The 22,453-nt window shown below is 69.4% G+C and carries 20 protein-coding genes; 16 read left to right on the plus strand and 4 right to left on the minus strand.

The genetic code is table 11. The features are described from left to right. Positions 1-14 precede the first annotated feature (14 nt). Complete coding sequence (locus tag ACIRG5_RS09460; protein ID WP_402902549.1) at positions 15-4,193, minus strand: hypothetical protein; 4,179 nt, start codon at positions 4,191-4,193, stop codon at positions 15-17. 121 nt (positions 4,194-4,314) lie between these two features. On the opposite strand from ACIRG5_RS09460, the gene ACIRG5_RS09465 reads away from it, so the two are divergent. The 14 genes from ACIRG5_RS09465 to ACIRG5_RS09530 all read left to right on the plus strand — a co-directional run bounded on the left by ACIRG5_RS09465 (position 4,315) and on the right by ACIRG5_RS09530 (position 18,647). Next, positions 4,315-5,319 (plus strand): oxidoreductase, encoded by a 1,005-nt coding sequence (locus tag ACIRG5_RS09465; RefSeq protein ID WP_402902551.1) that lies wholly within the window; start codon positions 4,315-4,317, stop codon positions 5,317-5,319. A gap of 4 nt (positions 5,320-5,323) precedes the next feature. Next, positions 5,324-5,956, plus strand: a complete 633-nt coding sequence (locus ACIRG5_RS09470; protein WP_402902554.1) for a uridine kinase — start codon at positions 5,324-5,326, stop codon at positions 5,954-5,956. 58 nt (positions 5,957-6,014) lie between these two features. Then, positions 6,015-6,866, plus strand: a complete 852-nt coding sequence (locus ACIRG5_RS09475) for an alpha/beta hydrolase (protein WP_402902557.1) — start codon at positions 6,015-6,017, stop codon at positions 6,864-6,866. A gap of 61 nt (positions 6,867-6,927) precedes the next feature. Further along, complete coding sequence (locus ACIRG5_RS09480; protein WP_402902560.1) at positions 6,928-7,893, plus strand: helix-turn-helix transcriptional regulator; 966 nt, start codon at positions 6,928-6,930, stop codon at positions 7,891-7,893. Continuing rightward, on the plus strand, positions 7,890-8,861 hold the full coding sequence (locus tag ACIRG5_RS09485; RefSeq protein WP_319973100.1) for a YafY family protein: 972 nt from the start codon (positions 7,890-7,892) through the stop codon (positions 8,859-8,861). The genes ACIRG5_RS09480 and ACIRG5_RS09485 overlap by 4 nt, the downstream gene beginning before the upstream one ends. Before the next feature lie 18 nt (positions 8,862-8,879). Continuing rightward, entirely contained in the window at positions 8,880-9,152 is a 273-nt protein-coding gene (locus ACIRG5_RS09490) for a bacteriophage holin (RefSeq protein ID WP_402902564.1), read from the plus strand. Further along, positions 9,145-9,438: a Sec-independent protein translocase subunit TatA gene (gene tatA / locus ACIRG5_RS09495; RefSeq protein ID WP_402902566.1), complete on the plus strand. Its 294-nt coding sequence runs from the start codon at positions 9,145-9,147 to the stop codon at positions 9,436-9,438. Before ACIRG5_RS09490 ends, tatA begins: the two co-directional genes overlap by 8 nt. Positions 9,439-9,551: 113 nt before the next feature. Next, the gene (tatC, locus tag ACIRG5_RS09500; RefSeq protein WP_402903126.1) at positions 9,552-10,460 is read left to right on the plus strand and encodes a twin-arginine translocase subunit TatC; all 909 of its coding nucleotides are present in this window, start codon (positions 9,552-9,554) and stop codon (positions 10,458-10,460) included. Continuing rightward, complete coding sequence (locus ACIRG5_RS09505) at positions 10,457-11,317, plus strand: diacylglycerol/lipid kinase family protein (RefSeq protein WP_402902569.1); 861 nt, start codon at positions 10,457-10,459, stop codon at positions 11,315-11,317. Before tatC ends, ACIRG5_RS09505 begins: the two co-directional genes overlap by 4 nt. A 43-nt stretch (positions 11,318-11,360) precedes the next feature. Continuing rightward, positions 11,361-13,205 (plus strand): molecular chaperone HtpG, encoded by a 1,845-nt coding sequence (htpG, locus tag ACIRG5_RS09510; RefSeq protein ID WP_402902572.1) that lies wholly within the window; start codon positions 11,361-11,363, stop codon positions 13,203-13,205. Positions 13,206-13,320: 115 nt separating this feature from the next. Further along, positions 13,321-16,068: a DEAD/DEAH box helicase gene (locus ACIRG5_RS09515; RefSeq protein WP_402902575.1), complete on the plus strand. Its 2,748-nt coding sequence runs from the start codon at positions 13,321-13,323 to the stop codon at positions 16,066-16,068. 96 nt (positions 16,069-16,164) lie between these two features. Beyond that, complete coding sequence (locus ACIRG5_RS09520) at positions 16,165-16,887, plus strand: DUF4333 domain-containing protein (RefSeq protein ID WP_402902577.1); 723 nt, start codon at positions 16,165-16,167, stop codon at positions 16,885-16,887. A gap of 193 nt (positions 16,888-17,080) precedes the next feature. Beyond that, entirely contained in the window at positions 17,081-17,440 is a 360-nt protein-coding gene (locus tag ACIRG5_RS09525; RefSeq protein WP_402902580.1) for a hypothetical protein, read from the plus strand. A gap of 37 nt (positions 17,441-17,477) precedes the next feature. After that, entirely contained in the window at positions 17,478-18,647 is a 1,170-nt protein-coding gene (locus tag ACIRG5_RS09530) for a GNAT family N-acetyltransferase (RefSeq protein ID WP_402902582.1), read from the plus strand. Here ACIRG5_RS09530 and ACIRG5_RS09535 read toward each other — a convergent pair. Then, complete coding sequence (locus tag ACIRG5_RS09535) at positions 18,644-19,588, minus strand: 5'-3' exonuclease H3TH domain-containing protein (protein WP_402902585.1); 945 nt, start codon at positions 19,586-19,588, stop codon at positions 18,644-18,646. The two genes, ACIRG5_RS09530 and ACIRG5_RS09535, sit on opposite strands and share 4 nt — an antisense overlap. Positions 19,589-19,715: 127 nt before the next feature. Here ACIRG5_RS09535 and ACIRG5_RS09540 point away from each other — a divergent pair, with 127 nt between their 5' ends. Next, complete coding sequence (locus ACIRG5_RS09540) at positions 19,716-20,837, plus strand: M24 family metallopeptidase (protein WP_402902587.1); 1,122 nt, start codon at positions 19,716-19,718, stop codon at positions 20,835-20,837. Then, a complete protein-coding gene (locus ACIRG5_RS09545; protein ID WP_319973090.1) occupies positions 20,834-21,280 on the plus strand; it encodes an Lrp/AsnC family transcriptional regulator in 447 nt (148 codons plus the stop codon). Before ACIRG5_RS09540 ends, ACIRG5_RS09545 begins: the two co-directional genes overlap by 4 nt. Here ACIRG5_RS09545 and ACIRG5_RS09550 read toward each other — a convergent pair. Next, the gene (locus ACIRG5_RS09550; protein WP_402902590.1) at positions 21,253-21,870 is read right to left on the minus strand and encodes an ATP-binding cassette domain-containing protein; all 618 of its coding nucleotides are present in this window, start codon (positions 21,868-21,870) and stop codon (positions 21,253-21,255) included. The two genes, ACIRG5_RS09545 and ACIRG5_RS09550, sit on opposite strands and share 28 nt — an antisense overlap. Next, complete coding sequence (locus ACIRG5_RS09555; protein WP_402902592.1) at positions 21,867-22,442, minus strand: ABC transporter ATP-binding protein; 576 nt, start codon at positions 22,440-22,442, stop codon at positions 21,867-21,869. The genes ACIRG5_RS09550 and ACIRG5_RS09555 overlap by 4 nt, the downstream gene beginning before the upstream one ends. Positions 22,443-22,453 lie beyond the last annotated feature (11 nt).

Here is a 22,453-nt window from a genome sequence, read left to right on the forward strand (position 1 = left end):
CGATGGTCCGCCGCTCAGGAGCCGAGGGTGATCCCGAGCCGTTGCAGCCGAGCGATCACCTCGTCAGGTGCCATCTTGGTCTGTGCGGCCATGTAGGGCACCCGGCCGAGCGGAAACTCCTCTGCGACCGACCTGAACGGGTCCTCGCCGCTCCCCGCCTCGCTCAGGAGCAGGAGGTCCGTCTGGTCGACCGAGCGAGGAAGCTCCTGGACGTCCTCGGCCGGGAAACCCATGTCCGCGAGGCGGCGGAGGACGGTCGCCGGCGGCAGGCCCGTCCTGGCAGCGGCTGTCAGCAGGTGCACCGTCTCCACCGGCACGGTCGCGCTGAGCCACAGGAACTCGTCTGAGTGCTGAAGCTGCCACCTGTCGGAGTCGACCGCACGGCTGAGCAGCTGGTCGGCCATGGCGTCGACGCGGGCCGGGAGATCTGCCGCCTCGGTGCGCAGGCCCAGCTGTTCCAGCCTGGCCGCGATCTCTGCGGGAGACAGGCCCAAGCGGGTTGCGGCGACCAGGACGTGCCCGAGCGGCAAGGTGAGCTCGTGGCGGATCAGAGCCGGATGGTCGCCGTCCAGCCACGGTGCCCTGCCGTCCAGAGCCATGCTGAGCAGAAGCAGATCGTCCGAGCTCGGGTCGAGGCCGAGCAGGGATTCCGGTGGGGTGCTGAAACCCAGCTGCCCGAACCTGTGTGCGACGTCGAGGGGAGATCGTCGCGTCTTGACCGCGGCGATCAGGATCCGTTGCAGGTGCACCCAGGTACCGGAACGCAACCAGGAACTTCGCGAGTAGGGCCAGGTCGAGGCTCCGATCGTCGTGCTGACGAGGACCAGGTCATCGGGCTCCACGGTGTCGGGAAGTTCTTCCGGGGGCGCGTGCCCCAGCTCCGTGAGCCGCCGTGCGACCTGGGACGGTGTTCGTCCTGTTCTGATCGCAACGCTCAACACGTGACCGATTTTCGTCGTGGCTTCGTGCAACGGCTCATCGGTTCGACCGTCGTCGACTTCCTGGATCTTCGTGAGGGCGGCGTCCAGCGGGAGTTCGAGTTCGGGCAGGTCGTCGTGGGCGGGTACGTCGAGACCTGCCGCGGCAAGACGGGCAGCGACCTGAGCCGGTGATCGACCGGACCTGATCGCGGCCGCGGTGACCTGCCACAGCGGAACAGGACTTCTCACGGGCATGCCGGGATACGTGGTGAAGATCGTGGTGTCCTGGCTGTCGGAGTCAGGTGGCAGCTGCGCGGCCTCGGGTGTGCTGTAGCCGAGCTCGGTGAGCCGTCGCGCCACCGCGGGCGGTGCCCAGCCGGTCGCGGCCGCGGCCATCAGCACGTGGGAAGCCGGTACGGCCGCCGGGTGGGACAGCAGACAGTAGTCGAGCCCGCCGTGGAGGAGCGCTTTGTCGATCGGGTGCACCGCTTCAGGAACTTGGTCCGGGTGCGTCGCGGAGTAGCCCAGTTCGGAGAGCCTCCCGAGCACCGCTGCGGGGGTCAGACCGGTGTCCACCGCGGCCAGGAGCACGTGTTCGTGGGAAACCGGCTGCTTTCTCGACAGCCACGGCCACACGCCGTTGCGGTACGTGCTGAGGAGCCGAGGATCAGTCGCCTTGGCGTCGGGTGGCAAGGGCTCCAGCTCTGGCGTGGACCAGCCGAGCGAGGTCAGCCGCTCCGCCACCTCGCGCGGCGAGCGCTGCGCTCGCAGCGCCGCGGACAGGACGTGGCCGAGATCCGGTTGAATCGTGTCGGACAACCAGCGGTCGCGCCTGCCGTCAGAGGTGAGGAGCAAGTCGTCGGAAGGGAGCGCGGGGACCACCGCACCGGTACTCCCTGAACGTCCGGCTTCCGAACTCGCCCAGCGCCAGGCCGCCAGCCTCCATCGTCCCGTCCGGTCGTCCCAGTGCGGTTGGTTGAAGCGCTTGGCGGAGAGCATGTCCGCGTCGGTGGGGAAGCAGCCGACCACCTCGATCGGCATGTCCCTCCCCGCGACCGTCCAGGGCCGGTACCTGACCGCGATCGCGCGCTCGCAGATCTCGTCCGCCAGGCGCGGCATGTCCCGCACGAGCTTCGACAGCCACCCGTGCGACAGCGGCGAACGGGGCGCGTCGAGCAGCACTCCGCATGCCGCGCGCATGAGCTCCTCGACCAGCGGACGGTCGAGGCCGATGATCGTCTTGCGGTCGATGGTGAGCCGGGGCAGATCCCGGCCGGTCAGGTTCACGACGGCGCCGAACACGTCCGTGCCCGCCCAGATCCCGTCCGCGAGAACCGCGCCGCTGGTCTCGCACCACCACACCCTGCCCCCTGGCGCGGCGATCACCTGGCCGGCGATCCTTCGGGAGTCGTGCTCGAACGGGTCGTCCGTGCCGATCGGCGCGGCCGGGGACAACTCGCGGGGCTCCCACCTCTGCAGGCCGCTCATGTCGTCGGACGTGACCTCGTAGTCGCTGATCCAGAGGATCCGGCGCAGCAGCTCCGTGCAGCGCGGCGGGTCTGCCGTCCGACGCAGCCACAGCCGCACGACGGTGCCCGCCTCGTCGCCCTTGCCCAGATCTCGCACCTTGAACAACGCGCCGGGGCCGGCGATGTGCACTTCCAGCCGTTGTTCGGGAACGCCCGCGCGGGACAGCCTGCAGGTCGTCACGGTGATCTCGTCCGCCAACATGAAGTAGCTGAGCACCCCGATGCCGAAGCGGCTGTTGGGATACGACTCGATGCCGTGGCCCGCCCAGTCCGCCTGCTCCTCGACGTACTCCGGCAGGTCGGAGAACCGGACGCCGGCCCGGGAGAACACCTGTACGAGTTCGCGGTCGCGCATCCCGATACCGTTGTCCACGCATTCGAGGTAGGGACGTCCGCGCTCGTCGACTCCCTGCCGGAAGTCGATCCTGCCGCTCCACGGCTGAACCTTGCCGCCGGTCTTGCGCAGGTAGGTCGTCCTGGCCTCGCGATACCGGCAGGCGTCGAGCGCGTTCTGGTACAGCTCCCGGATGGCGAGTTCGGGCGTTCCGTAGAGCTGCTCGCCCATCAGCAGCTCCTGGATCCTGTCGCTGGCCAGGCGGAACTGATGACCAAGTGAGACCGGTGCCTTGCCACTGCCCTGTGCCGTCTTGAGTTCGATGCCGTCGGCTGAGACGTGCACAGGTACGGCTTTGAGGGCGAGCAGCGGGCCCTCCACCTCGGAGGCTCGGGCGATGTCGGTGAGTACGGCGTCGAGCGCCGTCGTGTGCCTGCGCAGCGCGAGCACGGTGGCGTCGTGGTCGCAGGCGGTGGTGAGAACGCGCGTCCTGTCGCCGAGCCATTGCGCGTCCCTGAAAGCGCTGAGCACTCCCTCAGGGCTCACACCGTCCTCGATGCCGAGGTGGTCCGCGATCACGTGGTGCGTCAGGGCAGGGTCGATCGCGGTGCGGTAGGCGATCACGAGCAGGTAGCCGATCAGCTGTTCGCGGACCTTCTGCTCCTGGTCGCTGCCGCCCGCGATGTGTGCGATCGGCTTCAACCCGTTCTCGCGGTCGGGATCCTGGATGAACGCCGGGTCGATCTGGACGACGCGGAGCAACTCCATGAGCCGCTTCGGGGTGAGCACCCACCTGAGCGGCGCCGGAAGACGTGAGGGAAGCAGCGAGACGAGACCGTCGGCGAGGTAGCAATTCGACTCGCCCACCAGCCAGTGGTGGAACAGCCACCAGGCGATGCTGTTCGCGGCGGCATCACCGGCGTCGGCACCGCGACGGTGCAGGATGCCGTGCCGGGCGGCGAACGCGTGGAAGCCGGGCAGCCCGTGGTTCTCGGTGAACGCGGCGGTCACCGGGGAGGTGCCCTGGAGCACGTTGGCGGCCTGCTTCGTCCAGAACGCCTGGTGCAGGTAGGGGAAGGTGACCAGCAGCGCCACCTCGGCATCCGACAGTTCGAAGTCCTTGATCGTGCGCACGAGGCTGACCATCCACCGGACCGCGCCGGTGAACCGGGTGCCGAACTCGACGTCGAGCCAGGGGTCGTCAGCCAGTGAGCGCCGTCGGGTCTCCCAGATTCCGGCCAGCCTGCGCACCACGGCGATCGTCGCCGACTTCGTCGCACCGTCGCGAACGTCCTGCCAGCCGACGTGGTCCGCCGCGTTGTCCGACCACTCGTGCGAGGAGGTGAGGTCCGAGAGCTGTGTCAGCGGCAGCAAGACCTCGATCGAGATGACGTCGGCGCTTTCGGGCATGGGAAGATCTTCGGCCTGTGGACGCCTGGGGGTGCGGCAGCGACGCGACAAGTCACCCGTTCAGCCGTGTCCGGCCGATCAGCGGGTAGGAAGTGGACACCGGCTCGACCAGAGTGGGCGCATGAGGATCATCGCGGCGGCACTCGCCGCTTTCCTGGTTCTTCCCGGGGTGGCTTCGGCATCCGACGACACCTTCTGGGACCTGTCACCCACCGGCACCGACGCGCGCTTCAGAGGCCTGTCCGCGGTCAACGGTCAGGTCGCGTGGGTCAGCGGCTCCAAGGGCACCGTCCTGCGCACGACGAACGGCGGCCGGTCCTGGGACTCCGTGGGGCCGCCCGGCACCGAGGCGCTGGAGTTCCGCGACATCGAGGCCTTCGACGCGCGCAACGCCGTGGCGTTGTCGATCGGCGAGGGCGAGTCGTCGCGGATCTACCGCACGTCCGACGGCGGCAAGAGCTGGCAGGAGGAGTTCCGCAACACCGATCCGAAGGCGTTCTACGACTGCGTGGCGTTCTTCGACCGGTTCCGCGGGCTGGCGTTGAGCGATCCGGTTGATGGCAAGTTCCGGGTGCTGCGGACGTGGGACGGCGGTAGGTCGTGGCACGTCAACGACACCAAGGGCATGCCGGACGCGTTGCCGGGCGAGTTCGCGTTCGCGGCGTCCGGGCAGTGCGTGACGACCAGTGGCAACCACGCGTGGATCGCGACCGGCGGCGGCGCGAAGGCACGGGTGCTGGAGTCGCGGGACGGTGGGCGGTCGTGGAAGGCGAGCGATGTGCCGTTGCCGTCAGGTGAGGCTGCCGGGGTGTTCGCCGTGGCGTTCAAGACGCCGTGGCGGGGTGTGGCCATCGGCGGGGACTACCTGAAGCCGACCGATCCGACGCCGGCGTTCGCCACCAACGACGGTCGCGGGTGGACCGCGGGCAAGCAGGCTCCTGTCGGTTATCGGTCCGGCATCGCCTATCGCGGTGACGGGCTGGTCGCGGTCGGTCCGTCCGGGACGGACACCAGCAGGGACGGCAGGTCCTGGAAGGTCGCGGACACCGGAAGTTTCGACACTGTGGACTGCGTCGGTTCCACCTGCTGGGCGGCCGGGGAGAAGGGGCGGGTCGGCAGGACCTGAGAGCGTGCGTCTGCATCCGGGTGAGACCGAGGCCGCGGGATGGCGGGTCACAAGGCTGGCCGACGTCGTGCGGCGACTGCGGGTGGAGGCGCCCGATGGGCGTCCTCTGCTCGTCGCGGTCGACGGGCGTGGCGGTGCCGGGAAGTCCACGCTCGTCGAACGGCTGCGCAGGATCGTTCCCAGGTCCGAAGTGGTGCACACCGACGACATCGCCTGGAACCACGCGTACTTCGACTGGGGAGACCTGCTGGTCGAGAACGTCCTGGCGCCCCTGCACCGGGGTGGGACGGTGACGTTCCGGCTGGCGGCCTGGGCCGAGCACGACCGGCCCGGCGCGATCCAGGTCGCGTCCGGGTTGGACGTCGTGTGGATCGAGGGCACCGGGATCATCCGGGAGCAGTGCGCTCCGTGGATCGACGCCTCGATCTGGATTCAGGGTGATCTGGACGAACAGGAACGACGGCTGGTCGCCCGCGACGGTGACTCCGCCGAGCAGCGACGGCACGTCGCCGCGTGGCTGGCCGAGGAGTTGCCGTTCCTGTCGCGCGAACAGCCGTGGCGCAAGGCGACCGTCGTCGTGGCAGGTACGACCATCCTTGACCACGATCCCGAGTCCGAGGTCGTCGTCGCGGTGTAACGCCTGCGGGGCGTCTGGCGAAAAAGGACGTGTCGGCCGCTCCCGAGCGGGGTAGCCGATGCAGGTGTTCGACGGATTCTCGTTGCGTTGCAGGGACGTTGGCGAGGCCAATCTGCGAGTGAGGACCGGTGGTGCAGGGCCGCCGGTCCTCCTCTTGCACGGACATCCGCGCACCCACACGACGTGGCACCGCGTCGCACCGTTGCTCGCTGACGACTACACGGTCGTGTGCCCGGATCTTCGCGGTTATGGCGAGTCCAGCAAACCCGGTGACTACTCGAAACGCGCCATGGCGCGCGACTTCGTGAACCTGATGAGCCAGCTGGGCCACGAGAAGTTCGCCGTCGCCGGTCACGACCGGGGCGCCGCCGCGGCCATCCGGCTCGCGCTCGACCACCCGGACAGGGTCACCCGGCTCGCCGTGCTCGACGGGCTGCCGATCGGCGCCCACCTCAGTCGCTGCGACGCCCGGTTCGCGCAGGACTGGTACCACTGGTTCTTCCTGGCACAGCAGGAACTCGCGGCCGCGATGATCAACCAGGACCCCGATCTCTGGTACGGCCGCCGCTACCACGACACCCCGCTGGCGATGGGTGTGGAGAACTGGGCCGACTTCCAGCGGGCGATCCACGACCCGGCGACCGTGCTGGCGATGTGCGGCGACTACCGCGCCGGTCTCGAGGTCGACCGTCAGCACGACGACGAGGACCGCGCCGCCGGGCGGAGGATCTCGTGCCCGGTGCTGGCGCTGTGGTCGGCCGAGGACGACCTCGGCGACCTGTACGACGACCTGCCGGGAATCTGGGCCGAGTGGGCGGATGACGTGCGGGTACGTGCGCTCGACTGCGGGCACCACATGGCCGAGGAAGCACCTGCCGAACTGGTCCGGGAACTGCGGACCCTGTTCTGAACTGACCGTTGACGACAGGTGGTGATGAGGTTTCGGCGCGCGCACGCGTTAGGGTCTCTCCGTGGCCATCGCACGCGCCGAACGCCTTGTCAACCTGGTGCTGTGCCTGCTGTCGACCCGTCAGTACCTGACAGCGGAGCGCATCCGCGCCATCGTCCCCGGCTATCACGAAGCGCCGACGGACGAGGCGTTCTTCCGCATGTTCGAAAGGGACAAGTCCGAGCTGCGGGATCTCGGCGTGCCGCTCGAGACCGGGCGGCAGTCCAACGCCGAGGGCGCGGAGGACGGGTACCGGATCGCGCGGCGTGACTACGAGCTCGGCGACATCGACCTCGAGCCCGACGAGGCCGCCGCCGTGGCGCTGGCCGCCCGGCTCTGGGACTCGCCGCAGCTCACGGGCGCGGTGCACGGGGCGTTGATCAAGCTGCGGGCCGCCGGCGTGGACGTCGACCAGGACACGCCCGCGGCCGTCGAGCCCAAGGTGCGCGCGAACGAGCCCGCGTTCCCGCCGCTGCTGCAGGCCGTGCAGGCCGGGCAGGTCGTCTCGTTCGAATACCGCAAGCCGCCGCCCGGCGGGTACAAGGAACGCACGGTCGAGCCGTGGGGCGTGGTCGCCTGGCGCGGCAAGTGGTACCTCGTCGGCTGGGACCGCGATCGCAACGACACGCGCTGCTTCCGGCTCTCACGTGTCGTAGGCCAGGTGCGGCCCGTGGGCAAGCCCGGTGTGGTCACCGTGCCCGAGGGCACGGACCTGATGAGCCTCATCGCGCGCACGGAGGTCGATCCGCACCACACGGCGCCCGCCAAGATCTGGGTGGCCAAGAACCGGGCGCAGGGGCTGCGGCGGCACGCGAAGGTCGTCGAGGAACGCGACGGCGGCGACGTCGTCGAGATCGACCTGAAGTTCCCCGACTCGGCGGCCAAGTGGCTCGCCGGGTTCGGGCCCGACGTCGTGGTGCTGGAACCCGAGGTCCTGGCCAAGTCGGTCCGCGACCGCCTGCAGGGCGCACTGGAAGGAGCGCGGTGACCGCGTCGAACGAACGGCTGCCGCGCCTGCTCGCACTCGTGCCCTACCTGCTCACGAGGCCCGCCATCACCATCAAGGAGGCCGCGGCCGACTTCGGCATCACGCCCAAGCAGCTGCGCAAGGACCTCGAACTGCTGTGGATGTGCGGGCTGCCCGGCTACGGGCCCGGCGACCTGATCGACCTGTCGTTCGAGGGCGAGACGATCACCGTCTCGTTCGACGCGGGCCTCGACCGGCCGCTGCGCCTCACCGCGGCCGAGGCGGCGTCACTGCTGGTCGCGCTGCGGGCGCTGGCCGACACACCCGGTGTGGTCGACACGGACGCCGTGCAGCGGGCGCTGGCGAAGATCGAGGCGGCGGTCGGCAAGGCGCAGCCCGCGGGCATGGTGGTCGGGCTCGGCGCGTTCGAACGCGGGGAGACCGCGGAGGTCCGCGCCGCCGTGCAGGACGCCGTGAAGCGCGAACGGGCCGTGCGCATCCGTTACTACTCGCAGTCGCACGACGCGATGAGCGACCGAGTGGTCGATCCGATGCGTCTGCTGCTCGTGGAGGGGCGCGGCTACCTCGAAGGATGGTGCCGTTCGGCGCTCGGCGTGCGGTTGTTCCGGCTCGACCGCATCGACGAGGTCGAGGTGCTCGACGAGCCGTCGTCACCTCCGCCGCACGCCCAGTTGACCGATACGTCGGAGGGATTGTTCCACCCCAGGGACGACCAGAAGGTCGCGGTGCTGTTGCTGGAACCGGACGCGCACTGGGTCGCCGAGTACTACCCGGTCGATCACTCCGCCGAGCTCTCCGACGGCCGCACGCGTGTCCTCATGCGCTACGACGACCCGTCCTGGATGGTCCGCCTGCTCCTCGGGCTGGGCGGCGACGTGCACGTAGAGCAGCCGGCGGAACTGGCGGACGAGGTGGTGCGCCAGGCGCGGGAGGCATTGCGCCGGGCAGATCACCTGCTGTCCACCTAAGGCGTATAGGTTGTGGTTGTGCCGTCGACACCGACCCTGGCGCTGATCGCGCTCGGCCTGATCGTGCTCGTCGCGATCATGGTCCGAGTCCTCCGATCCTTGCGCCGATTCGCCCGTGCCCGCACTCTGGTGGGGGACAGGGTCGGGGACGGCGTGGGCATGCTCAGGGCGCGATCGGCTGCGCTCAGGGTCGCCTTCGCACAACGACGCCCCAAGGAACAGGCCCGCACCAGGGCAAACCCCGCGTACGATCGTCGTGACGGGGGAGACAGGAGGATCACCAATGGGTAACCTCGGACCCACCGAGCTGATCATCATCGCAGTGGTGATCATTCTGCTGTTCGGTGCGAAGAAGCTTCCTGACATGGCGCGTTCGCTCGGCAAGTCGGCGAAGATCTTCAAGGCTGAGACCAAGGGCCTGCGCGACAACCAGGACGCGGACGACGTGCCGGTGCAGCAGCAGCCCGTGCAGCAGCCGGTCCAGCAGCTCCCTCCGGCTCAGCCGCAGGTGCAGCAGCAGCCCGTGGTCGCGCCTCCCATCGAGCAGACCACCCAGAACAAGGCCGCGAACAACTGACCCTTCCGGTCTCCTGACTTGTAAGGACGGTCAACGCGGTGGCAAGTCCGTTCCGGTGGGTGGCTGAACGCCGGGAACGCGGCAGGCGCCGTCGGGGAAGCGCCGACGGCACGATGTCGCTCAAAGAGCACCTCTACGAGCTGAGGTACCGGCTCGGCCTGGCGATGCTGGTCATCGCCGTCGGTGCCATCTTCGGCTTCATCTGGTTCCAGGTGAGGCTCGGCCCGATCCCGTCGCTGGGCGACATCCTGACGGGGCCGTACTGCCAGCCGGATCTGGCGCAGTACCGGGCCAAGATCACCAACGACGGCACCTGCGCGTTGCTGCAGACCGAGCCGTTCGAGATCTTCCTCGTGCAGTTGCAGGTCGGCACGGCGGCGGGCGCGGTGCTGCTCAGCCCGTTGTGGCTGTACCAGATCTGGGCCTTCATCACGCCCGGCCTCTACCAGAAGGAACGCCGGTTCGCGCGCATGTTCGTCAGCGCGGGAGCGCTGCTGTTCGTGGCCGGCGCGGTGCTCGCGTACCTGGTGGTTCCCCAGGGCCTCAAGGTGCTGCTCGGCTTCGGTGGCGACAACTGGGTCACCGCCCTCACCGGCAGCAAGTACATCAACTTCGTCATCACGATGCTGTTCATCTTCGGGGTGAGCTTCCTGCTCCCCCTGGTCGTGGTGATGCTCAACCGCGCGGGCGTGCTGTCCTACGAGCGGCTGTCGAAGTGGCGGCGCGGCCTGCTGATGGGCCTGTTCGTGTTCGCCGCGATCGCGACGCCGGGCACCGACCCGATCTCGATGGTCGTGCTGGCCCTCGCGTTGTCGGTGCTGTTCGAGATGGCGATCCAGATCTCCCGCGTGCACGACAAGCGCAAGGCGAAGCTGCGCGCGGCCGAGGGCCTGGACGAGCTGGACGACGACGAGGCGGCGCCGTTCCACTACGTGGCGTCCGACGCCGACGGCAACGACCCCGGTGAGAAGGCCATCGCTTCGGAGCCCTCGAAGCGCGTGAACTACGACGACGCAACGTGACGCGGGCCGCCTTGCTGGTGTGCCCCGCGTCGGGCAAGGGGCGGGCGGCCAGGATGGCCGGGTCGACCGCCGCCGCGTTGCGTCCGCACGTCTCGTCGCTGCGGCAACTCGTCGCGCACGACGCCGAGGGCACGCTCGCGATGGCCCGCGAGGCCGTCGCGGACGGGGTCGACCTGCTGGTCGTCCTCGGCGGTGACGGTGCCGCCCACCTGGGTCTTCAGGCGGTCGCGGGCACGTCCACCGCGCTGGGCATCGTCCCGGCGGGCACCGGGAACGACCTGGCCGTGGCCGTGGGGTCGCGGTCGGTCGAGGACGTCGTGCACGGCACGAAGAAGACCCTGGACCTGGGCCGGTTGTCGACGGGCCAGTGGTTCGCGACGGTGCTGTGCGCCGGGTTCGACTCCGCGGTCAACGAGCGGGCGAACGCGATGCGCTGGCCCGCCGGTCCGCGCCGCTACGACCTCGCGATCGTGGCCGAGCTGGCGTCGCTGAGGTCGGCGCCTCTGGTCGTGACGACCGAGGACCGGACGTTCGAGCTGGACGCCACGCTCGTGGCGATCGGCAACACGCCGAACTACGGCGGCGGGATCCCGGTGTGCCCCGGTGCGGACGCCCACGACGGGCTGTTCGACGTGACGGTCGTGGAGCACGGCAGCCGCACGATGCTGATGCGGATGCTGCCGACGTTGCGCACGGGCAAGCACACCGAGCACCCGGCCGTGCGGACGTTCCGGGCGCGTGAGGTCTCTCTGTCCGGGGGCAACGGCTGGGTCGCTTACGCCGACGGCGAACGCCAGGAGGCGTTGCCCGTCTCAGTTCGGACGGTTCCAGGCGCTCTCACAGTCATGGGTCGCTAAATTGTCGGACTGTTCGGTTCGTTTCGTTTTTCGGTAGGGATGCATGGAAACGCTGGAGTTTCAGAGTGAGGCACGTCAGCTGCTGCAGCTGATGATCCACTCGATCTACTCGAACAAGGACACGTTCCTGCGCGAGCTGGTCTCGAACGCCTCCGACGCGCTGGACAAGCTGCGACTGGAGTCCTTCCGCGACAAGGACATGGTCGTCGACGTCGACGACCTGCACGTCGTGATCGAGTCCGATCCGGCCGAGCGCACGCTGACCGTGCGGGACAACGGCATCGGCATGACCCGCGAGGACGTCGTGCGGCTCATCGGCACGATCGCGAAGTCCGGAACCGCGGAGTTCCTGAAGCAGCTCAAGGACCAGCAGTCCGGCAGCGCGTCGGACCTGATCGGCCAGTTCGGCATCGGCTTCTACTCGTCGTTCATGGTGGCGGACAAGGTCACCCTCGTGACGAAGTACCCGCACGCCGAGAAGGGCGTGCGCTGGGAGTCGACCGGCGAGGCCACGTACACGATCGACGACGTGGACGACGCGCCGCAGGGCACCTCGGTCACGCTGCACCTCAAGCCGTCCGACGACGAGGACCGCCTGCCCGACTACACCGAGCCGGCGAAGATCAAGGAGATCGTCAAGCGCTACTCGGACTTCATCACCTGGCCGGTGCGCCTGGGCGGCGAGGAGATCAACTCCCGCAAGGCCCTGTGGGCGCGCCCGGCCTCCGAGGTGACGGAGGAGGAGTACGCCGAGTTCTACCGCCACATCAGCCACGACTGGAACGCGCCGCTCGAGACCATCCGCATGCAGGCGGAGGGCACGTTCGAGTACCAGGCCCTGCTGTTCCTGCCCGCGCAGGCGCCGATGGACCTGTTCATGCGCGACGGCAAGCGCGGTGTGCAGCTCTACGTGAAGCGCGTCTTCATCATGGAGGACTGCGCCGAGCTGATGCCGGAGTACCTGCGGTTCGTGAAGGGTGTCGTCGACGCGGCGGACCTCTCGCTGAACGTGTCGCGCGAGATCCTGCAGCAGGACCGCCAGATCCAGCTGATGCGCCGCCGTCTGGTGAAGAAGGTCCTCTCGTCGATCAAGTCGCTGCAGTCCTCGCGTCCCGACGACTACGCGAAGCTGTGGGGCGAGGTCGGCGCGGCGCTGAAGGAGGGCCTGCTCTCCGACTCGGACAACCGCGACGCGATCCTGGAGGTCTGCTCCTTCGCCTCGACGAACTCCGCGGACTCGATGACGACGCTCGCCGAGTACGTCTCGCGGATGAAGGACGGCCAGGAGCACATCTACTACATGACCGGCGACTCGCGGACGTCCGTCGAGAACTCGCCGCACATGGAAGCCCTGCGCGCCAAGGGCTTCGAGGTGCTGATCCTCACCGACACGATCGACGAGATGTGGGTCGACTCCGTTCCCGCGTTCGACGGCAAGACGCTCCAGTCCGTCGCCAAGGGGCAGGTCGACCTGGAGACCGACGAGGAGAAGACGGCCAACGAGGCCAAGGCCGCGGAGTTCGGCGACCTGCTGACGTGGCTGAAGGAGCAGTTGGAGGACGACGTCAAGGACGTGCGTCTGTCCACGCGCCTGACGACCTCACCGGCGTGCGTCGTCGGTGACTCCTACGACATCACTCCGACGCTGGAGAAGATGTACAAGGCGATGGGGCAGGAGCTGCCGAAGATCAAGCGGATCCTGGAGCTCAACCCGTCGCACCCGCTGGTCGAGGGGCTGCACGGGGCGTTCGCGGCGGGCGAACGCGAGTCGCTCACCGACACCGCCGAGCTCGTCTACGGGCTGGCGTTGCTGGCCGAGGGTGGCGAGCTCGCCGACCCGTCCCGTTTCGTGAAGCTGGTAGCGGACCGGGTGCAGCGCACGTTCTGACAAAACCGCAGGTGGAGGGCGATGTCCGAGGGACATCGCCCTCTGTTGTTTCAGTGTTGGTTGAAGTTAATCTATCTCGGCGGCGATTGTCGGTGTGATGTGAAAGCCTGATGGTGTGTCAAGTGCTTCGCGGTCCCCGGCCGAGGCCTACGCCGACTCCCGGCGTCGTGCCGAACGGCCCAAGCTGACCGACTTCCTGTCCGTGATCTCGTTCGAGCTGGACCCGTTCCAGCGCCAGGCCTGCGAGGCCCTGGAGGACGGTCACGGAGTGCTCGTCTGCGCCCCCACCGGTGCCGGCAAGACGGTGGTGGGCGAGTTCGCCGTGCACCTGGCCCTGACCGAGGGCCGCAAGTGCTTCTACACCACTCCGATCAAGGCCCTGAGCAACCAGAAGTTCGCCGACCTCACCGCGCGGTACGGGGCGGACAAGATCGGCCTGCTCACCGGTGACACGAGCATCAACGGCGGCGCGCCCGTGGTCGTCATGACCACCGAGGTGCTGCGGAACATGCTCTACTCGGGTTCGTCCACTCTGGACGGACTCGCCTACGTCGTGATGGACGAGGTGCACTACCTGGCGGACAGGTTCCGCGGCCCCGTGTGGGAAGAGGTCATCCTGCACCTGCCGGAGCACGTGCAGGTGGTCGGCCTGTCCGCGACGGTCAGCAACGCCGAGGAGTTCGGCGAGTGGCTGGTCGAGGTGCGCGGGGACACCTCCGTCGTCGTCGACGAGCACCGGCCGGTGCCGCTGTGGCAGCACATGCTGGTGGGCAACCAGATGCTCGACCTGTTCGAGGGCGACCAGACGCACGCGCGGATCAACTCGCAGGTGCTGCGCAAGACCGAGGAACTCACGCGCTACCACGTGCCGTTCAGCCGTGGGCGCAACCGCGGCGGTGGTGGCGGCCCAGGCCGTCCGGCGCGCAACAGCGGGTTCAAGCCGACGTCGCGCACCGACATGATCCAGCGGCTCGACGCGGCCTCCTTGCTGCCCGCGATCGTGTTCGTGTTCAGCCGTGCGGGCTGTGACGCGGCGGTCGCGCAGACGGCCCGTGCGGGGCTGCGGCTCAACTCGCCGGAGGAGACCGAGCAGGTTCGCCGGATCGTCGACGAGAAGACGCGCGACCTGCCGGAGGCCGACCTGGCCGTGCTCGGGTACTGGGAGTGGCGTGAGGCCCTGGAACGGGGCATCGCGTCGCACCACGCCGGGTTGCTGCCCGCGTTCAAGGAGACGGTCGAGGAGCTGTTCGTCCGCGGGCTGGTCAAGGTCGTGTTCGCGACCGAGACGCTCGCGCTGGGCATCAACATGCCCGCGCGGACGGTCGTGCTCGAAAAGCTCGTGAAGTACAACGGCGAGGCGCACGTCGATCTCACGCCGGGCGAGTACACGCAGCTCACGGGCCGCGCGGGCCGTCGTGGCATCGACGTCGAGGGGCACGCGGTCGTCGTCTGGCAGCCGGGGATCGACCCCAAGGCGGTCGGCGGCCTCGCGTCCACGCGCACGTACCCGCTGCGGTCGTCGTTCCGGCCCGGCTACAACATGGCCGTCAACCTCGTGGCCCAGCTCGGCGCCTCGGCCGCGCGCGAGATCCTGGAGCAGTCGTTCGCGCAGTTCCAGGCGGACCGCTCGGTCGTGGGCCTCGCGCGCCGCATCGAGCGCAACAAGGAGGCGCTCGCCGGCTACACCGAGGCGATGACGTGTCACCTCGGCGACTTCAGCGAGTACGCGGCGCTGCGCCGCCGCATCGGCGACCGGGAGAAGCAGCTCTCGAAGCAGAACACGAACTCGCGTCGCATCGAGACGGCCAAGTCGCTCGAACGGCTGCGCAAGGGCGACGTGATCGCCGTGCCGTCCGGGCGTCGCAGCGGTCTCGCCGTGGTCGTCGACCCCGGTCTTGAGCCGATGGGGGAGGCGAAGCCGCTGGTCGTCACCGAGGACCGCTGGTCCGGCCGGCTGACGTCGGCGGACTTCCCGTCGCCGGTCGAGGTGCTGGGCCACATCAGGCTGCCCAAGCAGGTCGACGTGCGTTCGCCCAAGTCGCGGCGCGACCTCGCGTCGACGATCCGCAACACGGGCATCACCGTGCCGTCGCGGGGCCGCAGGCAGACGACGGCGGACGACGACCCCGAGCTCGCGACGCTGCGCCGCGCCCTGCGTGCGCACCCGTGCCACGGCTGCGACCAGCGTGAGGACCACGCCCGGTGGGGCGAGCGGTACCACCGGCTGCTGGCCGAGAACCAGCAGCTGGAGCGCAAGGTCGCGGCGACGACGCACTCGCTGGCGCGTCAGTTCGACCGCATCCGGGCGTTGCTGCGCGAACGCGGCTACCTCAGCGAGGCCGAGGAGATCACGGCCGACGGCAAGCGTCTGACCAGGCTCTACAGCGAGTCGGACCTGCTCGCCGCCGAGTGCATCCGCAACGGCGTGTGGAAGGGCCTCAGGCCGGAAGAGCTCGCCGCCGTCGTGTCGTCGCTGGTCTACGAGGCGCGCCGGGACGGTCCGGTCGAGGCGCGGCTGCCGCAGGGCCCTGTCGCCGACGCGATGCTCAAGACCGTGCGGCTGTGGGCGGAGATCGAGGACGACGAGCGCCGCCACAAGCTCGAACGCATCACCCGCCAGCCGGACCCCGGTTTCGCCTGGCCGGTGTACCGCTGGGCGCGCGGCGAGTCGCTGGAGAAGGTGCTGAGCGCCGCCGAGGCCGGTGGCAACGAGCTCGGCGCCGGCGACTTCGTGCGCTGGTGCCGGCAGGTGATCGACCTTTTGGACCAGATCCGTGAGGTGGTCGGCCGCCAGGACCCGGTCGGAGCGGCTGCGGCCAAGGCCGTCGACGCGCTGCGGCGCGGAGTTGTGGCGATGATGTGACATGGGCCTGACGAAGGTTTTGCGAGTCGGAGTAAAGACTGACGTCAACGGTGTGATTGGATTTCGCCGCAACGTCGTACACGTGGAGGTCGACAGATGAGCAGCCCGTACGGACCGTCCGGAGGGAACGATCCGCAGCAGCCATGGGGCCAGCAGCCGCAGCCGCCGCAGCAGCAGCCCTATGGAGGCGGTTTCCCTCCCGGCACGCCGTCCGGCGGCTTCCCGGCCCAGAACCCGGGGCAGCAGAACCCCTACGGCCCGCCGCAGGGCCAGCCCCAGCCGGGTCAGCAGCAGCCGTATCCGGGTTTCGACCCGTCGCAGCAGCAGACGCAGCAGTACGGCGTGCCCGGCCAGCAGCCGCAGTCGAACCCCTACGGCACCCCGGCTCAGGACCCGTACGGCCAGCAGACGCAGCAGTACGGCATGCCGGGCCAGCAACAGCAGCCCAACCCGTACGGCCAGCAGCCGGGTTACGGCCCGCCGATGCCGCCGAAGAAGAAGTCCAGCGCGGCCATCTGGGTCGCCGCTGTGGTCGTCGTCCTGCTCGTCGGTGGCGTGCTGTTCACCGGCTTCGTGTCGCCGGCGTTCTTCAAGAAGAAGATCTTCGACAACACCGCGGTGCAGAGCGGCATCGTCCAGATCCTGAAGGACGAGTACAAGATCTCCGACGTCGGCGCCGCGACCTGCTCCGGTGAGAACGAGGTCAAGCCCAACACCTCGTTCGAGTGCAAGGTGCAGGTCGGCGGCAAGGACAAGAAGGTCAAGATCGTCGTCAAGACCGAGGACGGCGAGTACGAGGTCGGCCAGCCCACCGGCTGATCCTCGCTTTTCGCGTCAGCCTTCCCCTGGGAGTTCCTGGGGGAAGGCTTTCTTTTGCGCTACTTCGTTTTTCCGGCCGGCGAGCCGGAGCCCCGCTGTCCGATCGCGGTGGTGCGGGCCGGCGACGACGGAACCGGGCAGGCGTTCACCCGTGCGCTGCGGTGGGAGCCGTTGTCCGCACGGCCTCGAAGAGGTGGACGAGCGCACCGCGCTGTGGAAGGTCGCCGGCGTGATCGAACGTGTGCGCGGTGCGTGGTCGCATCGCTGGCCCGGTCCGCACTACTTCGCGGTCTTCAACCAGGGCCGGCAGGCGCTCCACCTGGACGACGCGTTGCACGTGGTGCGGGCGAGGGGCGGCCACGACTCGTACCTCTGCGACTCCTTCGGGATCGGCGGTGACTGGCATCCGGCGACCACGTTGCGGGAGTTCGCCATGGCCGACCATCGCGGCGTCAAGATCCCTATCGCCGAGTCCGAGGCGGACCACCTCGTCGAGGTGATCCTCCGGCGCCGCGCGCAGTGGGGCCGGGCGTACTGGACGCTCGGAAACTGAGGTGCGCTCGCCGTCGTGCTGAGTCAGGATCGCGGGCGTGACCGAGATCCGCGTTCTCACCGACGAAGCGCAGTATCGCGCCCACCACGGGCTCTTCCGCCGTGCGATGCACTGGAGTCCGGCCGAGGACGACAAGTGGGAGATCATCCGGCAGACCTACGAGCCCGGCCGGACGCACGCCGCGTTCGAGGGCGACGAGATGGTCGGCTCGACGCAGACCTTCGGTGGTTCCATGGTGGTGCCCGGTGGTGCCGTCGTACCGCACGCTGCCGTGTCGCGCGTGGGGGTTCGTGCGGACTACACGCGCCGTGGCGTGCTGAGCGCTCTCATGCGCGAGCAACTCTCCACGCTGTCGGAACCCGTTGCGACGTTGCGCGCGTCGGAGGGCCGCATCTACGGCCGTTTCGGTTACGGGCTCGCCGGGCGGGTGCGGTTCCTGCGGATCGACGCGCGCAAGGCGGTGATCCCGGGTTCGCCGGTCGGGCGCGTGCGGATGGTGGACCCGGACACCTCGGACAAGCTCCTGCCGGAGTTGCACACCGAGATCGGCCTCGACCGGCCCGGTCAGATCTCCCGCTGGCCCGGCTGGTGGGCGATCCACCAGGAGCGCAAGGGTGCGGCCGAGAACCTGGTCACCGTCGTCCACAGCGGACCGGGCGGCGACGACGGCTTCGTGTCCTACAAGGTGTCCGCGGACAAGGACTTCAAGCACACCATGGAGATCGAGGACTTCGCGTGGGCCAACGCCGACGCGTGGCGCGACCTCTGGATCTACCTGACGCGCCTGGACCTGGTGGACGAGATCCACGTCGACGCGGCGCTCGACGACCCGCTGAACTGGCTCTTCGAGGACCCGCGCGTCGTGTGCACGAAGGACGTCTACGACCAGATCTGGCTGCGGCTGGTGGACGTGCCGCGCATGCTCGCCGCCCGCACCTACGGCGCCGCCGAGCCCGTCGTCATCGAGGTGCGCGACAAGTTGCTGCCCGCCAACGACGGCTGCTACCGCGTGTCGCCGGACGGCGCCGAACGCGCCGAGGGTCCCGCCGACATCACGATCTCCGTCGAACTGCTCGGAGCCGTCTACCTCGGCGACACGAAGTTCTCGGACCTCGCGGCCGCCAAGCGGATCGAGGGCTCGCGGTTCGACGAGGCCGACGCGTTGTTCGCCGTCCCCGTCGCGCCGCTCTGCTCGACGTTCTTCTAGGAGCGCCGCTCCATCGCGTTCACCAGGCGCGGCACCGAACTGCCCAGGCCCCAGCGCTGCGTGAGCTCACGCAGCCGCTCGGGGTCGGCGGGCACGCGCGGCACCTCGTCGGAGCGGTCCAGCACGACCGGGGCGTCCAGCGCCGTGCGGACGACCACCGGTGCCACCGCCAGGTAGTCCTCGGCGGCGATGAGCGCGTTGCGGGCCTTGGTGGTGAGCTTGCGGTCCATCGGGTCGGTCACGGCCTTGAGTACGGCGTCGAGCGAGCCGAACTCGGTGATGAGCTTCGCCGCGGTCTTCTCGCCGATGCCCGCGACGCCCGGCAGGCCGTCGGACGGGTCGCCGCGCAGCACGGACATGTCGGCGTACGCGGAACCCGCGTTCTCGACGGGCAGCGAGTACTTGGTGGCCAGTTCCTCCGGGCCGAGGACCTCGGCCTTGTTCCAGCCGCGGCCGACGTAGACGACGTGCACGGGCGTGGGTTCGAAGCGCACGACCTGGAACATGTCGCGGTCGCCCGTCACCACCTCGACGCGTGACTTCTTCTCGTGGTGGGCGAGCGCGCCGATCACGTCGTCGGCCTCGTACCCGGCCGCCTCGCCGGTGCAGATGCCGGCGGCGTCGAGCACGTCGAGGATGATCGGGATTTGTGGTGTCAGCGTGTCCGGGACCTCCTCGGACCCGTCCGCGGCGTCCTCGGCGACGCGGTGCGCCTTGTAGGACGGCAGCGCCTTGACCCGGAACTCGGGCCGCCAGTCGGCGTCGAGGCAGGCGACCAGCCGGGCCGCGCCGCGTTCGGTGATGACGCGGGCGATCGTGTCGACGAACCCGCGCACGGCGTTCACCGGCGTGCCGTCGGGCGCCGTCATCGAGTCCGGCAGCGCGTAGTACGACCGGAAGTAGAGGCTCGCGGAGTCGAGCAGCACCAGGGGAGAGCTCACGAATGGACAAACTACTCGTGCGTGGACCTCTGACGCTTGCCGGACGCGTCGTGGGCGTCGCTAGGTGTCCCACCGAGTGCCGAAGGCGTGCGGCGAGCATCGCGGTCCACGCACTAGGATTTCGACCATGGCAACGATCACCGGGCCCATCGACGTGTCCGCGCTGCGTGCGCGGCTTGACCGCGCGACCGCCGCCGCCGAGCAGGCGGGCGTCGACGCCCTCCTCATCTCGCCCGGTTCGGACCTGCGGTACCTGATCGGTGCCGGTGGCGACTCGTTCGAGCGCCTCACCTGCCTCGCGCTGCCCGTGGGCGGCACGCCGACGCTGGTCGTGCCGAAGCTGGAGCAGCCGGGCTACGCGGCCATCCCCACGGACGAGCTCGGAGTCGAGGTCGTCACGTGGGTCGACGGCGAGGACCCGTACGCGCTGGTCAAGGCCGCGCTCAAGGGCAGCAGGACGGCTGTGGCGGACATGATGCCCGCGCTGCACACCATCAAGCTCGGCCACGCGATCGGCGGCGAGCAGTCGCTGGCCGGGCCGATCATCCGCGAGCTGCGCATGCGCAAGGACACCGCCGAGATCGACGCCCTGCGCAAGGCCGGACAAGCGATCGACCGCGTGCACGCGCGCATGGGCGAGTTCCTGCGTGTTGGCCGCACCGAGCGTGAGGTCGCCAAGGACATCGCCGCCGCGATCGTCGAGGAAGGCCACACGGTCGCCGACTTCGTGATCGTCGGCTCCGGGCCCAACGGCGCGTCCCCGCACCACCGCGACTCCGACCGCGTGGTGCAGGCGGGCGAGGTCGTCGTCATCGACATCGGCGGGCCGGTCGCCGAGGGCTACAACTCCGACTCGACCCGCACCTACGTGATGGGCGAGCCCACTTACGACGACGTCCGGGACACCTACGCGGTGCTCCAGGCGGCGCAGCAGGCGGCGGTGGAAGCCGTGAAGCCTGGCGTGACCTGTGAGGAGATCGACGCCGTCGCCCGCAAGGTCATCACCGACGCGGGCTTCGGCGAGTACTTCGTGCACCGCACCGGCCACGGCATCGGCCTGGACGTGCACGAGGAGCCCTACATCGTCAGCGGCAACTCCCTGCCGCTCGAAGCGGGCATGGCCTTCAGCGTGGAGCCCGGCATCTACCTGCCCGGCCGCTGGGGCGCGCGCATCGAGGACATCGTGGTCGCCACCCCGGACGGCGTCGAGTCCTTCAACAACCGACCTCACGACCTGGTGGTGCTTTGACCCTCGAGCAGATCGACAGAGCGATACTGAAGGAACTCGCCTCGGACGGCCGGTGCAGCTTCACCGACCTCGCCGAGCGCGTGGGCCTGTCCGTGTCGGCCGTGCACCAACGCGTGAAGCGCCTCGAACAGCGCGGCATCGTGAAGGGCTACGCGGCCCGGCTGGACGGCGCCGAGATCGGCCTGCCGATGTCCGCGTTCATCTCGCTGTTCCCGATCAACCCGGCCGAGCCGGACGACTACCCGAAGCGCCTTGAGCACCTCACGGAGATCGAGGCCTGCTACTCGGTGGCGGGTGACGCCTCGTACGTCCTCCGTGTCCGCGTCGGCTCGCCGGTCGCGCTGGAGGAGCTCCTGCAGAAGATCCGGGAGTCGGCGAACGTCTCGACGCGGACGACGGTCGTGCTGTCCACGCCTTACGAGGACAGGCCGCCGGCCGTCTGAACCTGCCCGTCGGCCAGCAGCAGCACACGGTCGGCGACGGCGTGCACGGCGTCGTGGTGCGTGGCGATCAGCACCGCGGCGCCTTCGTCGGCGACCCGCCGCAGCAGGCCCACGGCCGCCACGGCGCTCACGGCGTCCAGGTGCGCGGTGGGTTCGTCCGCGAGCAACGCCGACGGCCGCGCCACGACCGCGCGGGCCAGCGCCGCCCGTTGCTGCTGCCCGAACGACACCTGCCCCGGATACCGGGCTCCCAGCCCGGAGATCCCCAGCTCCGCGAGCAGTTCGGACACCCCGGCCACCTCGCGTCCCGCCAGCCGCAACGGCAGCGCGACGTTCTCCTCCAGCGTGAGCTCGGAGGCCAGCCCGAGCGACTGCGGCAGAACGGCACAGGCGGACCACGAGGCCAGCCCGGGCGACACCGAGCCGCTGTCCGGGAAGTCGAACCCGCACAACAGGGACAGCAACGCGGTCTTCCCGGACCCGGACGGCCCGCTCAGGGTGACCAGCTCACCGGCCCCGACGGCCAGATCCACCCCGCGCAGCACGGACACACCGCCAAAGGCCCGGTGCACCCCGTCCGCCCGGATCATGACGCGGCCAGCGGGATGCACAGGTCCGCCAGCGACACGAGCCGCGGGTCGTGCGACGCCACCACAGCGGGCACAGGCAAGGACTCCAACGTCTCCAGCACGAGATCGGCGGACCGCACGTCGAGCTGCGAGGTCGGTTCGTCGGCGATCACGACGGACGCGCCGCGGGCCAGCGCGCACCCGAACGCCAGACGTTGTTGCTGCCCACCGGACAGCGCGCCGATCCGCCAGGTCGCCGACCCGCCCAGCCCGAGCCGATCGAGCAGCGAATGATCCGCGGCACCGGCCGCGCGGAGGTTCTCGCCGACGGTCAGGTGCGAGATCAGGTTGTCGGCCGGGTTCTGGAAGACCACGGCGATCTCCTTGCGCCGCAACGCCCGCAGCTCCGCCCACGACAGGGACGAGGTCGCCACGTCGTGCACGAACACCTCGCCCAGGGACGGGCGTTCGATCAGCGAGAGCACGCGCAGCAGGGTCGACTTGCCGGATCCGGAAGGGCCGGACAGGACGGTGAGGCCGGGCGCGATCGACAACGACATGTCCGCGACGGCGCGCACGGAACCGTAGGACACTCCTACGCCAC

It is taken from the genome of Lentzea sp. NPDC102401 (genome assembly GCF_044765805.1).
In the GTDB taxonomy this organism is placed as follows: domain Bacteria; phylum Actinomycetota; class Actinomycetes; order Mycobacteriales; family Pseudonocardiaceae; genus Lentzea; species Lentzea sokolovensis.

Bases quoted from the DNA above. Each gene is read 5' to 3' on its own strand.
- ACIRG5_RS09460 (WP_402902549.1), bottom strand. From the start codon at position 4,193: ATGCCCGAAAGCGCCGACGTCATCTCGATCGAGGTCTTGCTGCCGCTG.
- ACIRG5_RS09465 (WP_402902551.1), top strand. From the start codon at position 4,315: ATGAGGATCATCGCGGCGGCACTCGCCGCTTTCCTGGTTCTTCCCGGG.
- ACIRG5_RS09475 (WP_402902557.1), top strand. From the start codon at position 6,015: ATGCAGGTGTTCGACGGATTCTCGTTGCGTTGCAGGGACGTTGGCGAG.
- tatA (WP_402902566.1), top strand. From the start codon at position 9,145: ATGGGTAACCTCGGACCCACCGAGCTGATCATCATCGCAGTGGTGATC.
- tatC (WP_402903126.1), top strand. From the start codon at position 9,552: ATGTCGCTCAAAGAGCACCTCTACGAGCTGAGGTACCGGCTCGGCCTG.
- htpG (WP_402902572.1), top strand. From the start codon at position 11,361: ATGGAAACGCTGGAGTTTCAGAGTGAGGCACGTCAGCTGCTGCAGCTG.
- ACIRG5_RS09520 (WP_402902577.1), top strand. From the start codon at position 16,165: ATGAGCAGCCCGTACGGACCGTCCGGAGGGAACGATCCGCAGCAGCCA.
- ACIRG5_RS09540 (WP_402902587.1), top strand. From the start codon at position 19,716: ATGGCAACGATCACCGGGCCCATCGACGTGTCCGCGCTGCGTGCGCGG.
- ACIRG5_RS09550 (WP_402902590.1), bottom strand. From the start codon at position 21,870: ATGATCCGGGCGGACGGGGTGCACCGGGCCTTTGGCGGTGTGTCCGTG.